Below are 12,338 nucleotides of genomic sequence, written 5' to 3' on the forward strand. Positions count from 1 at the left end.
TGCGGCTGCTGCCGCTGGCCATCGCCGCTATGGTCAGCGGCAGCAGCCGCAGCCCGGTCTCCAGCGGGGACAGCCCCAGCACCAGCTGGAGGTACTGCGCCGCGATCAGCTCCAGTCCGACCAGGGCGAGCATCGCGAGCACGATGCAGCCGACGGAGGTGCTGAACGCCGGGCGGGCGAACATCTTCAGGTCGACCAGCGGATACGCCCGCCGCCGCTGGCGCCGCACGAACAGCACCAGCAGCACCGCGCCCACCAGCAGCGGCACCACCGTGGCCGGGCCCAGGCCCTCGCCGCCGCCGAGCCGCTTCACGCCGAGCACGGCGCCGAAGAGCCCGGCCGCCGCCATCAGGGCGCCGACGACGTCCCACGGGCCCTTGCCGTCGCCCTTGGACTCCGGCAGCAGCATCCGTCCCAGGGGCAGACTGACCAGCATCAACGGGATGTTGACGAGGAAGACCGAGCCCCACCAGAAGTGCTCCAGCAGGAAACCGCCGAGCAGCGGGCCCACGGCCGCGCCGACCGCGGCGACCGCGCTCCAGATGCCGATGGCGAGCGCCCGCTCCCGCCGGTCGGGGAAGACCTGGCGCAGGATCGACAGCGTCGCGGGCATGATCATCGCGCCACCGACACCGAGCAGCGCCCGGGCGACGATCAGCATCTGGGCGTCGGGGGCGAAGGCGGCCAGCGCGGAGGCCACGCCGAAGAGGGCGTATCCGAGGAGGAGGATCCGTCTGCGGCCCACCCGGTCGCCGAGCGTGCCGAACAGGATCAGCAGCGCGGCGCAGACCAGCGGGTAGGTGTCGACGATCCAGAGCAGCTCTATCGCGCCGGGCCTGATGTCCTCGGTGACGGCGGGCACGGCGACGTGCAGCACCGTGGCGTCGACGGCGACCAGCAGCAGGCTGACGCAGAGGACGACGAGCACCACCCAGCGGTTGGCACCGGCCCCGGCCGCCCGACGGCGCAGCCCGACGGCAGCCGTGGTCGTCCCGGACATGTACGTACCTCCCAGATGTTCCCTCGCGCTCGGCGGGCTCACGGAGGTGGGGACTCCCCCGTGACTCGGCCGGAGGAGCGGTGGTCTCCGGCCCGCGCAACGAACGGCGGGTGACACGTCAGCGTACGCGAGTCCACGCCGGGGTCACGTGGCGGAACTCTCACCCGTCCGGCGGATCCGGTGTGGCGTGTGCCACTCGGGCGGCCGGAGCCCGGCCGGCCCGGCCGCCCGGTTCCCCGCCCGCCGATAATCGAGCCCGTGACCGATCTTGAGACCCGGACCGCGGGCCCCGCGCGTCCCACGCGCCCGAGGCTGCCGCGCGCGGCGCCCGCCCTGCTGGGGTACGCGGCCGTCCGCGCCCTGGGCCTGCTCGCGCTGGCCGTGTGGAGCGCCGCGCGCGACAAGAGCGCGTACACCCTGCTGACCGCCCGCTGGGACTCCCTCTGGTACGTGAGGGTCGCCGAGCTGGGGTACGGCTACGAGGTCCGCCTGCCGGGCGGCGACGTGCACTCCAACCTCGCGTTCTTCCCGCTGCTGCCGTGGCTGGAGCGGCTGGGGCACGCGGTGACCCCGCTGTCGTACGCGGACGCCGGGTTCGCCGTCAGCCTGTTCGCCTCGCTCGCCGCGGCCTGGGGGATCTTCGCGATCGCCGATCTGCTGTACGGCCGGCGGGCCGGGATCTGCGCGGTGCTGGCGTGGGCGGTGCTGCCGGTCGGGATCGTGCAGTCGATGGCGTACAGCGAGTCCCTGTTCACCGCGCTGGCCGCCTGGTCCCTGTACGCCGTGCTCACCGGCCGCTGGCTCACCGCGGGCACCCTCGCCCTGCTGGCGGGGCTGACCCGGCCGGTGGGGCTCGCGGTGGTGGCGGCGGTGTGGGCGGCGGGGGCGGTGTCCTTCGTACGGGAGCGGCGCGACCGGGAGCCGCGCGACCGGGGGTCCCCGGCCCGGGCCGTTGGGCCATCCGCGCGACAGCGGAGCACGGCGCCCGCCCCGGGCGCGCACACCGCGCCGCACGCCTCCCTCCACCCCGGCGAGCCACCCCCGGAGGGCGCACCCGCATGGCGGCGCGCCCTCGGAATGCTGCTCGCGCCCCTGGGTGCCACCGGCTATGTGCTCTGGGTCGGCCACCGCACCGGCAAGGGCCCGCTCGGCTATCTGGACGTCCAGGCGGGCTGGCGCAACGGCTTCGACGGCGGCTACGCCTTCGCCCGGTTCGTCGCCGACAAGTTCACGTCGTTTCCGTCGGCTCCGGCCGGGGCCGGGCTGATCGCCGGAGTCGGACTGGTGATCTGGCTGTACATCGTCTGTGTCCGGCAGCGCCAGCCGCTTGTGCTGCTGGTCTACGCCGGGACGGTCACCGCCCTCGCGCTGTGCGCGTCGAGCTACTTCGGCTCGAAGCCGCGCCTGCTGCTGCCCGCCTTCCCCCTGCTGCTGCCGCCCGCGCTCGCCCTCGCCCGGCTGCGCCCCTCCCGGTCGGCGCTGGTCACGGCCGTCCTGGCGGTGGTGTCGGCGGGGTACGGGGCGTTCTGGCTGAACGGCTCGGGTCCGCCCTGACCGGCCCGGCTACGCCCGGTGAGCACCCGGCGAATTCGACCCCATGCGCCGGTGAACGAATTCATAAACGGCGCGAAACCGCCCCTCGCGGAATGATCAAAAGAATTGAAGGGAACACGACCCGGGCATTGCGGAATCCCTGGAAATAAACCCGCGCCTGAGAGCAATCCCACATCACATCGTCATTACAAACCCGGTGATTCGGCGAGGAAGTCAGCTCACTCGCTGTAACGTCGATTGGGTGCGTACCGAACCAAGGCCGACCCGGCTCGACCGGATCTTCGCCCGACTGGACCGCGAACCGCAGCGGCCGGTCCTCGACGTGCCGCGCATGACGCGGCACCGGGTGGTGCTCTTCGGCGCGACGCTCGCCTTCTACCTCACGATCGTCCTCGCCGTGGTGACCACCTCGTGGCTGGTCCGGCTGGACTGGCAGGCCATGCTCTTCCGGCCCTACCAGCAGTGGCCGGAGATCCACGCCTTCCTGGACTACTGGGTGGTCCTCGGCCAGCGCGGCCCCACGGCCGTGATGGTCGCGGCCTGGCTCGGCTGGCGCTGCTGGCGGCAGCACACCCTGCGCCCGCTGCTCGCCTTCGGCGCGGCACTGCTGCTGCTGAACGTGACGGTGGGCGCCGTGAAGTACGGGCTGGGCCGCTCGGGGCCGCACTACGCGACCGAGGTCGGTTCCAACGAGATGTGGCACTGGTTCCAGGCCGGCAGCGACATATTTCCCTCGGGCCACACCGCCAACGCGGTGGTGACCTGGGGCATCCTCGCCTATCTCGCCTCCACGCCGGGCGCCCGCCGCTGGCTGTCGGCCCTGTCGGCGGTGCTGTCGCTGAGCGTCGGCCTGACCACCGTCTACCTCGGTACGCACTGGCTGAGCGACGTACTGCTGGGCTGGGCCGCGGGTCTGCTGGTGCTGCTCGCGCTGCCGTGGCTGGAGCCGACCATCGCCACCGCCGAGGCCTGGCTGTTCACCCAGCGCGACCGGCTCCGCGACCGGCTGCGCGACCGCCGCGGCGGCGCCGTCCCGGTACCCGAGCCCGCGCTGCTCAGCCCGGCCCCGGCCGCCGAGGAGGAGCCGGTGCCGGTGCGGGAGATCGTCCCGCCGACCGCCGTGCGCACCTCGCGGGCGTCGGCGCTGCTGGCGCCGGGCCCGCACACGGCCCGCTCGGAGCGCATCCCCGTCACCCCGGCCGGAAGCCGCCGCCCGCCGCACCCCGACCGCCTCGCCCGCGGCACGGCGGCCCCGGCGGCGCGTCCGCTGACCGGCGGCTGAGAGCGCGTGAGTGAGGCCCCGGTCGTGGCGACCGGGGCCTCACTCACGCGCTCTCAGCCCTTCCAGGCGCGCGCCACCCGGCCGTCCCTGACCTCGAAGTTCAGCCGTCCCACGCGGTACTCCATCGTGATGATCGCCCCCGGTGGCAGCGCGCGCACCGTCGACCACCCCCGTTCCCGGGCGCGCCGCTCGGCGGCGTCCGCGGCGAGGCCGACGTAGGTGTCGGGGCTGTCCTGGGGTTCTGCGGAGGGTTTCGGAATCGGTGCCATGCCGCCACGCTAGGCGCGGGCGGCGGCGGAGGGAAGGGTGGTCCCGGAAGGGCAAGCCGACACACTGGGTCACTGATCCCCCTCCGGTCACACTTCTGTCACAGGATCACGACACGTGTTTCAGGCGGTACGCCTCACACGGATGAGCGGTTCCGTACGCCTTCCGCAGGCATTCGAACGCAATTCCCGCGTGTCGGCGCGGCTCGCCGAATTGCCCGGCGGAAAGTGCCGGGAGGACCGTCCCGGGAGCGCATTCCCTTCCCATTCCCGGCCGAGCGGCGCGGGCCGATTCCACACCGGAAATCCACGCTTCCGGCACAGAAGGCCCGTATGCGCCCTGTCGCGCTGCGCGACCGCGCGAGCATCATGGCGGGGCTCGGCCGCGGGTGCGGCGCGAGCGGCTGCGGGCCCGGGACGCGACGAGCGAAGGGGCGAGCGAGGCATGGGGACGGAGACGGTACCGGCGACGGCGCGACCCGTACGGACCAAGGCGCACGGCCGGGTGGTCATCGACTGGCTGACCACCACCGACCACAAGAAGATCGGTCATCTGTATCTGCTCACGTCGTTCGGGTTCTTCCTGGTCGGCGGGGTGATGGCGCTGGTGATGCGCGCCGAGCTGGCCCGGCCGGGGCTCCAGCTGGTGAGCAACCACGAGTTCAACCAGCTGTTCACCCTGCACGGCACGATCATGCTGCTGCTGTTCGCGACCCCGGCCTTCGCGGGCTTCGCCAACGAGCTGATGCCCCTGCAGATCGGCGCCCCTGATGTCGCCTTCCCCCGGCTGAACATGCTGTCGTACTGGCTGTTCCTGTTCGGCGGGCTGATCGTGCTCGGCTCCCTGCTGGTGCCGGACGGGCCGGCCGCCTTCGGCTGGTTCGCCTACGCGCCGCTGAACAGCCTGGAGCGCTCGCCGGGGGTCGGCCCCGATCTGTGGATCATGGGGCTGGCGCTGTCCGGCTTCGGCACGATCCTCGGCGCGGTCAACTTCATCACCACCATCATCGGGATGCGCGCCCCGGGCATGACGATGTTCCGGATGCCGATCTTCACCTGGAACACCCTGTTCACGTCGATCCTGATCCTGCTGGCGTTCCCGGTGCTGGCCGCGGCGCTGCTCTGTCTGGAGGCGGACCGGCGGTTCGGCTCGCAGATCTTCAACGCGGCGAACGGCGGGGCGCTGCTGTGGCAGCACCTGTTCTGGTTCTTCGGACATCCCGAGGTGTACATCATCGCGCTGCCGTTCTTCGGGATCGTCACGGAGATCATCCCGGTCTTCAGCCGGAAGCCGATCTTCGGCTACGTGGCGCTGGTCGGCGCGACGATGGCGATCACCGGTCTGTCGGTGGTGGTGTGGGCGCACCACATGTTCGCCACCGGCGCGGTGCTGCTGCCGTTCTTCTCCTTCATGAGCTTCCTGATCGCCGTGCCGACGGGCGTGAAGTTCTTCAACTGGACCGGCACCATGCTGGGGGGCTCGCTGTCCTTCGAGACGCCGATGCTGTGGTCGGCCGGCTTCCTGGTGACGTTCCTGTTCGGCGGGCTGACGGGGGTGATCCTGGCCTCCCCGCCGATGGACTTCCACGTCACCGACTCGTACTTCGTCGTCGCGCACTTCCACTACGTGGTGTTCGGCACGGTCGTCTTCGCGATCTTCGCCGGGTTCTTCTTCTGGTGGCCCAAGTTCACCGGGAAGCTGCTCGACGAACGGCTCGGCAAGATCCAGTTCTGGACGCTCTTCGTCGGCTTCCACACCACCTTCCTGGTGCAGCACTGGCTGGGCGCCGAGGGCATGCCACGCCGCTACCCGGACTATCTGGCCGCGGACGGCTTCACCGCCCTCAACACGGTCTCGACGATCGGCGCGTTCCTGCTGGGCCTGTCCACGCTGCCGTTCCTCTACAACGTCTGGAAGACCGCCAAGTACGGCACGAAGGTGGAGGTCGACGACCCCTGGGGCTACGGCCGGTCCTTGGAGTGGGCGACCTCCTGCCCGCCGCCGCGGCACAACTTCACGACGCTGCCCCGGGTCCGCTCCGACTCCCCGGCGTTCGACCTGCACCATCCGGAGTACGCCGCTCCGGCCCCCCAGCACTCCGACCCGGCGCACGACCGGAGCGTCCCCGGGCACCCCTGAACACCTCCCGCCAGGGCTCGTACGCCGGCTGGGCGACGCCGAACCAGCCCGTGGTCATCTCGCCGTGGGACACCCAGCCCACGCCGTCCCGCCGGCCCGCCACCGACAGGCAGTTCCGGGGCCTCGCCGAGCAGCGGCTGCCGCCCGTCCCGCCCGGCCGGACGGGCGTCGGGCAGGAACCGCGCCGCGGGCCGGGGCGCTCAGCGGTGAGGCCGTCGAACTGCGGCGTCGCCGAGCGGCGGGCCGAAGACCGCGGGTGTCCACTCCGGGTACTGGGCGCGGGCGGAGCTCGCCGGGAGGGCGATCATCATGCCCACCGTCAGCAGGTCAGGACGGGAGCCGATCGTCTTCTTGTTGGCCTGGTAGAGCGCCTGCCAGCCGCCCTTGACGCGGTACTTGCGGGCGATCGAGGCGAGCGTGTCCCCGCGTTTGACGGTGTGCATCCGCCCCTTGAGCCCGTACCGCTTGGAGCACACCGGCCAGGCCTCCCATCCCTGCACCGCCAGCACCTCCTGGGCGACGGCGATCTGCTCCGCGCGGGTGGCGAGGTCCGCGCGGGGCGCGTACTTCAGGCCGCCGAACGCCTCCCAGGTGGGCTGCCAGAACTGCAGGCCGCCGTAGAAGCCGTTGCCGGTGTTGATGTGCCAGTTGCCTCCGCTCTCGCACTCGGCGACACACCCCCAGGGCCACTGGTCCTCGGCGCAGGCGTGCGGCGCGCGGAGGGTCTGCGGTCCGGTCGGCGGGGACGGGGGTGCCGTCTGGGCGGCGGCGGGGGCGGGCGCGGTCAGCAGGGCGGCCACGGCCAGGGCGAGCGCGATCGGCGTGCGGAACATCGGCCCACGCTAAGCGGCGCCCCTGGGGCATCCTCCGAGCCGCGCCCAGCGCCCGCGGTGGTCCCACCCGGTCGGCGCACCGGGCCCACCCCGGACGGCGGCCTCAGAGGTTCCAGGCGCGGCCCGGGCACGATCACGTCGGGGGTGTCCCGGCGGTCCGCCCGGCGGGCCGTGCCGGGGCCGCCGGGGAGGCGGGGGCGGGCGCGGCGGGCGAGCTTCCGTACGCTCCGGCGCGCGCCGAGCGGATCGGCCACGCCCCACCCCTGGTCGCACCGGGCTCTGGTGGCGACCGCGAACTGCTGGTCCTTGGCGGCCCGGCCGTCGGCCGGCGCGCAGGCGGTGCCGGTCACGGTCGGCAGCCCTGGCGGGGCGAGCAGGGCAGCCCCGGCGAGAGCCGCCGTCGTAGGGCTCTTACGGACGCCGTCGCGGGCGTTATCGACACAACCGGCGCCCGGTTGACGCAAGCCAGTTCGAAGTTACCGACGGTATCGGCGAATTCCGGCCACCCCATTCATTCGCCGATTTCGGGATTTGTCGACCTCTCACCCGGGCGCCCCGTGACCCACCTCGCGGGCCCAAGTGCCGTAGGGCGCGGCGTAGTTGACGGTGAGCGCCGAACCCCGGCCCGAGGGCGACCCTCCGCGTCGGATGGTTCGATTCCGTTCGCCGTGCAGCGTGACTCCCGCCACAGATCGGCCGTTGTCATCTTCATGAGCCCGGGACCGTCCCGGACCACGGGCCGGGAGCCACCCGGCCTCGCCACGCACCGCATCCCCAGGGAGCCACCCGTGCCGCGCATGCTCGACGTCAGCGACGAGGTTCGCGCCGAGATCGGCGACGAAGAAGCCGACCGGCTGCTCGCCGGAGACAACACCCCGGGCAGTTATGACTGCACGTCCTGCCGCACCCCGGGCGACTCCGAGCGCGAGCGCACCAGCACCGTGCTGTTCATCGGCGACGAGACCGCCGTGCTCGCCTTCGCCCACGCCACCTGCCTGCCCTCCCAGGTCGTCCAGGTCACCGAGGAACAGCTCCAGGGCGCCGTGAGGTCCATCAGCGGCGACACCGTGGACCTGGAGCCCGACAAGGTCGCGCCCGAACAGGCCGTGCTCGGGGTGACCAGCGGGCTCGTCCTGATCGCCGGGGAGTTGCACCCGGCGCTGGTCGTCGAGCCGACCGGCCCCATCGTGCGGCCCGGCTCGACCGCCGTCGGCGACGACTTCCTGCCGCTGCTCATCGAGCAGGGGTTCATGCCGGTGACCGAGCTGAACTCGGTGCCTCCGGTGCTGCACGGATGGTCGGTGCTGCTGGCGATGGGGCAGCTGCACGCGGTGCTCCAGCCCGCGGCGAACGGTGGCCAGCCGGTGGCCTGGTGGCAGGCGCACCAGCCGTTGCAGGTCACGGAGGGCTGGCGGTCCGCCGCCAACAAGCACCAGCAGGTGCTGATGTTCGCCGCGCCGGCGGGGTCCATCGGACGGCAGCCCCGGGAGGACCTGCTGCGCGAGGCGCTGGACAAGGCCGCCGCCGGCGGCAAGCTGGTCGCGAGCACGCTGCCGCTGGCGGGCACGTGAGCGCCTGTTCGCCGTGAGGGTACGGCGCGGGCGGCTGCGGGTCCGTCGCGGTCGATCGCACGGTTCCCCGCGCCCCGTCCAGGCGGGTGTGCTCCCCCGCATCTTCTTGTGCCGTGGTGTCGTTTGGACATACGTGCACGCATACGACGCTCCCCGCCGCCAGTCCTATCCGTCGGTCCCTCCCCCGCCGCGCTCGGTCCATGACCAGAGCGGCCCCTCGCCCACGCCGATCTACGACAAGCTCTACGCCGAGTACGTCAAGTCGTTCCGCACCCTGCCGGGCGACCGCAGCGGTGAGGAGAAGCTGGGATTCACCGCCTTCGGGAGCATCCCGTACGGGGCGGGCTCGCTGGGCGGCTTCCTGGGTGGCTCGCTCGGCGGGTCGTACAGCGCCTACAGCGCGGGCGCGCAGAGCGCCCGGCAGAGCGGCGCACAGCCGTCGCAGTGGCAGCGCGTCCGACAGATCCCGGCGGCGCTGCCCCCGGCCCGGCGCGGCAACCGCTGACCGACGACGTGAAAGGGCGGCCCCTCACGGGGCCGCCCTTTCACGTCGTCACGTCACTTCTTCTTCGCGCCGCGCTTCTCGCGCACCCGCACCGAGATGTGGATCGGCGTGCCCTCGAAGCCGAACTCCTCACGCAGCCGGCGCTCGATGAAGCGGCGATAGCCCGCCTCGATGAAGCCGGAGGCGAAAAGCACGAACCGCGGCGGCTTGGTGCCGGCCTGGGTGCCGAACAGGATGCGCGGCTGCTTGCCGCCCCGGATCGGGTGCGGGTGGGCGGAGACCAGCTCGCCGAGGAAGGCGTTCAGCCGGCCCGTCGGCACCCGGGTCTCCCAGCCCGCGAGGGCGGTCTCGATCGCCGGGACCAGCTTCTCCATGTGCCGGCCGGTGCGTGCCGAGACGTTCACCCGGGGCGCCCAGGCGACCTGGCCCATCTCCGTCTCGATCTCCCGCTCCAGGTAGTAGCGGCGCTCCTCGTCGAGGGTGTCCCACTTGTTGAACGCGATGACGAGCGCCCGGCCCGCCTCGACGGCCATGGAGATGATCCGCTGGTCCTGCACGGAGATGCTCTCGGAGGAGTCGATCAGGACGACCGCGACCTCGGCCTTCTCCACGGCGGCGGCCGTGCGCAGCGACGCGTAGTAGTCGGCGCCCTGCTGGAGGTGGACCCGCTTGCGGATGCCCGCCGTGTCGACGAACTTCCAGGTCTTGCCGCCCAGCTCGATCATCTCGTCGACCGGGTCGCGGGTGGTGCCCGCCACCTCGTTGACGACGACGCGCTCCTCGCCCGCCACCTTGTTCAGCAGGGAGGACTTGCCGACGTTCGGGCGCCCGATCAGGGCGATACGGCGCGGGCCGCCGACGGCGCTGCCGAAGGTCTGCTCGGGGGCGTCCGGCAGCACCTCCAGAACGGCGTCCAGCATGTCGCCGGTGCCCCGGCCGTGCAGCGCGGAGACCGGGTGCGGCTCGCCGAGCCCCAGGGACCACAGGGAGGCCGCGTCGGCCTCGCCGCTCGGGCCGTCGACCTTGTTGGCGCACAGCACGACGGGCTTGCCCGCCTTGCGCAGCAGCCGGACGACCGCCTCGTCGGTGTCGGTGGCGCCGACCTTGGCGTCGACGACGAAGACCACCGCGTCGGCCGCCTCGATGGCGAACTCGGCCTGCGCGGCGACGGAGGCGTCGATGCCGAAGACGTCCTGCTCCCAGCCGCCGGTGTCGACGACCTTGAAGCGGCGGCCCGCCCACTCGGCCTCGTAGGTGACCCGGTCGCGGGTGACGCCCGGCCGGTCCTCGACGACCGCCTCGCGGCGGCCGATGACCCGGTTCACCAGGGTCGACTTGCCGACATTGGGGCGGCCGACGACGGCGAGCACGGGCAGCGGGCCGTGCCCGGCCGCCTCGATGGCGCCCTCGACCTCCGCCGGGTCGAAGCCCTCTTCCGCGGCGAGCTCCATGAACTCCGCGTACTCGGCATCGCCGAGCGCCCCGTGGTCGTGCTCGAAACCGTCCGAGCCGCCGGGCTGGATCTGGTCGTTCATGAAGTCCGTACCTCGTCGTTCATCGTGGTGATCGGTGGAGTGCCCCGATTCGGGGTGATCCACTACTCAGTGTCGCTCAGCGCCCGGTCAGACGCCTGGCGTTTTCCAGGTGCAGGCTGAGCTGCTTCTGGATGCGTTCGGTCGCCTCGTCCAGCGCCGTGCGCGTGCGCCGCCCGGAGCCGTCGCCCGCCTCGAACGGGTCCCCGAAGACCACGTCGATGCGGCTGCGCAGCGGGGGCAGCGCCTTTATCAACCGTCCGGGGCGCCCGGAACTTCCCAGCACCGCCACGGGCACCACCGGGGCGCCGCCGCGCACCGCGAAGTAGGCGAGCCCGGCGCGCAGCGAGGCGAAGTCGCCCTCGCCCCGGGTGCCCTCCGGGAATATGCCCAGCACCCCGCCGTTCTCCAGCACGCCCAGCGCCCGCGTGATGGCGGTGCGGTCGGTGGAGTCGCGGTCCACCTTCAGCTGGCCGATGCCGGTCAGGAAGGGGTCCAGCGGGCCGACGAACGCCTCCTTCTTGATCAGGAAGTGCGTCGGCCGGGGCGCCACGCCCATGACCATCGGCCCGTCGATGTTGTGCGAGTGGTTGATCGCGAGGATCACGGGTCCGCTCGGCGGGACCTTCCAGGCGCCGAGCACCCGGGGCCGCCACAGCCCGTACATCAGCCCGACGCCGATGCGCCGCCCGACCTCGGCGCCCCGCGCCGACGGAACCTCGCTCACTTCCCGGCCCGCTTCTCCTCGACGAGGGTGACCACGCACTCGACGACCTGCGCCAGCGTCAGGTCGGTGGTGTCCACCTCGACGGCGTCGTCGGCCTTGGCCAGCGGGGAGGTCTTGCGGCTGGAGTCGGCCGCGTCCCGCTTCAGCAGGTCCTCGCGGGTCGCGTGGACGTCGGCGCCCTTCAGCTCGCCGCTGCGGCGGGCGGCACGCGCCTCCGGGGAGGCGGTGAGGAAGATCTTCAGGTCGGCGTCCGGCAGAACCGTCGTCCCGATGTCACGGCCCTCGACGACGATGCCGTGCTCGGCGGAGGCCGCGATGGACCGCTGCAACTCGGTGATCCGGGTCCGCACCTCGGGGACCGCGCTGACCGCGCTGACCTTGGAGGTGACCTCCTGGGTGCGGATCGGGCCGGAGACGTCCACGCCGTCGACCGTGATGGCCGGGGCCACGGGGTCGGTGCCGGAGACGATCTCCGGCTTCCCGGCCACGGCGGCGATCGCCGTCGGGTCGTCGAGGTCGATGCCGTTGGTCGCCATCCACCAGGTGATCGCCCGGTACTGGGCGCCCGTGTCCAGGTAGCTGAGGCCGAGCTGCGCGGCCACGGCCTTCGACGTGCTCGACTTGCCGGTGCCGGAGGGGCCGTCGATGGCGACGATCACTGACGGAACGGTCCGGGCGGCGCCGTTTTCCACGGGGGGACACCTTCCTGGTGCGGGTGGCGGGGGCGGGGGGCGGTTCGGGTGCCCCGGACAAGGTTACTGGGTGCGGGTCCCCCATCCGGACGAGCGCCCGCCGCACGGCCCTCCCAGCCCGTCCGGCGGCGCCTCGCCGACACGGTCAGCAGGATCAGCCCGTCCGGCGTGTGCGGACGAGACCCGTCCAGGGCCGAAGCGGGGGCCCGGGGGCGGCGGCCCCGGAGACGACGGCC

11 protein-coding genes are annotated in these 12,338 nt (G+C 72.5%); 5 read left to right on the forward strand and 6 right to left on the reverse strand.

Annotated features, from left to right (window positions below; all coding sequences use genetic code 11):
- Positions 1-1,000, reverse strand: a 1,000-nt coding sequence (locus tag VE614_RS22775; RefSeq protein WP_324940200.1) for an MFS transporter, incomplete at its 3' end; no start/stop codon positions are given.
- 258 nt (positions 1,001-1,258) lie between these two features.
- On the opposite strand from VE614_RS22775, the gene VE614_RS22780 reads away from it, so the two are divergent.
- Both VE614_RS22780 and VE614_RS22785 read left to right on the forward strand, forming a co-directional pair.
- Complete coding sequence (locus VE614_RS22780; RefSeq protein WP_324940203.1) at positions 1,259-2,554, forward strand: hypothetical protein; 1,296 nt, start codon at positions 1,259-1,261, stop codon at positions 2,552-2,554.
- Positions 2,555-2,795: 241 nt separating this feature from the next.
- Complete coding sequence (locus VE614_RS22785) at positions 2,796-3,836, forward strand: phosphatase PAP2 family protein (protein ID WP_324940206.1); 1,041 nt, start codon at positions 2,796-2,798, stop codon at positions 3,834-3,836.
- Positions 3,837-3,889: 53 nt separating this feature from the next.
- Here the strand turns inward: VE614_RS22785 and VE614_RS22790 are convergent, their stop codons facing one another.
- Positions 3,890-4,105 carry an I78 family peptidase inhibitor gene (locus VE614_RS22790; protein ID WP_324940209.1) on the reverse strand — a complete coding sequence of 72 codons (216 nt, stop codon included), beginning with the start codon at positions 4,103-4,105 and terminating at the stop codon, positions 3,890-3,892.
- A 442-nt stretch (positions 4,106-4,547) separates the two neighbouring features.
- Between VE614_RS22790 and ctaD the strand changes: the two genes are divergently transcribed.
- On the forward strand, positions 4,548-6,242 hold the full coding sequence (gene ctaD / locus VE614_RS22795; RefSeq protein ID WP_324940212.1) for a cytochrome c oxidase subunit I: 1,695 nt from the start codon (positions 4,548-4,550) through the stop codon (positions 6,240-6,242).
- Between the two features lie 200 nt (positions 6,243-6,442).
- On the opposite strand, the gene VE614_RS22800 is transcribed toward ctaD, so the two are convergent.
- On the reverse strand, positions 6,443-7,075 hold the full coding sequence (locus VE614_RS22800; RefSeq protein WP_324940216.1) for a transglycosylase family protein: 633 nt from the start codon (positions 7,073-7,075) through the stop codon (positions 6,443-6,445).
- A 788-nt stretch (positions 7,076-7,863) separates the two neighbouring features.
- On the opposite strand from VE614_RS22800, the gene VE614_RS22805 reads away from it, so the two are divergent.
- A complete protein-coding gene (locus VE614_RS22805) occupies positions 7,864-8,646 on the forward strand; it encodes a hypothetical protein (RefSeq protein ID WP_324940219.1) in 783 nt (260 codons plus the stop codon).
- 133 nt (positions 8,647-8,779) lie between these two features.
- Complete coding sequence (locus tag VE614_RS22810) at positions 8,780-9,151, forward strand: hypothetical protein (RefSeq protein ID WP_324940222.1); 372 nt, start codon at positions 8,780-8,782, stop codon at positions 9,149-9,151.
- Positions 9,152-9,204: 53 nt separating this feature from the next.
- On the opposite strand, the gene der is transcribed toward VE614_RS22810, so the two are convergent.
- From der to cmk, 3 genes are all read right to left on the reverse strand, one after another.
- Positions 9,205-10,686 (reverse strand): ribosome biogenesis GTPase Der, encoded by a 1,482-nt coding sequence (der, locus tag VE614_RS22815; RefSeq protein ID WP_324940225.1) that lies wholly within the window; start codon positions 10,684-10,686, stop codon positions 9,205-9,207.
- 76 nt (positions 10,687-10,762) lie between these two features.
- The gene (locus tag VE614_RS22820; RefSeq protein ID WP_324940228.1) at positions 10,763-11,410 is read right to left on the reverse strand and encodes a lysophospholipid acyltransferase family protein; all 648 of its coding nucleotides are present in this window, start codon (positions 11,408-11,410) and stop codon (positions 10,763-10,765) included.
- A complete protein-coding gene (gene cmk / locus VE614_RS22825; protein WP_324940231.1) occupies positions 11,407-12,102 on the reverse strand; it encodes a (d)CMP kinase in 696 nt (231 codons plus the stop codon). The genes VE614_RS22820 and cmk overlap by 4 nt, the downstream gene beginning before the upstream one ends.
- Positions 12,103-12,338: the final 236 nt, after the last annotated feature.

The sequence above is a fragment of the Streptomyces sp. genome (assembly GCF_035645055.1).
In the GTDB taxonomy this organism is placed as follows: domain Bacteria; phylum Actinomycetota; class Actinomycetes; order Streptomycetales; family Streptomycetaceae; genus Streptomyces.

Bases quoted from the DNA above. Each gene is read 5' to 3' on its own strand.
- VE614_RS22790 (WP_324940209.1), bottom strand. From the start codon at position 4,105: ATGGCACCGATTCCGAAACCCTCCGCAGAACCCCAGGACAGCCCCGAC.
- ctaD (WP_324940212.1), top strand. From the start codon at position 4,548: ATGGGGACGGAGACGGTACCGGCGACGGCGCGACCCGTACGGACCAAG.
- VE614_RS22800 (WP_324940216.1), bottom strand. From the start codon at position 7,075: ATGTTCCGCACGCCGATCGCGCTCGCCCTGGCCGTGGCCGCCCTGCTG.
- der (WP_324940225.1), bottom strand. From the start codon at position 10,686: ATGAACGACCAGATCCAGCCCGGCGGCTCGGACGGTTTCGAGCACGAC.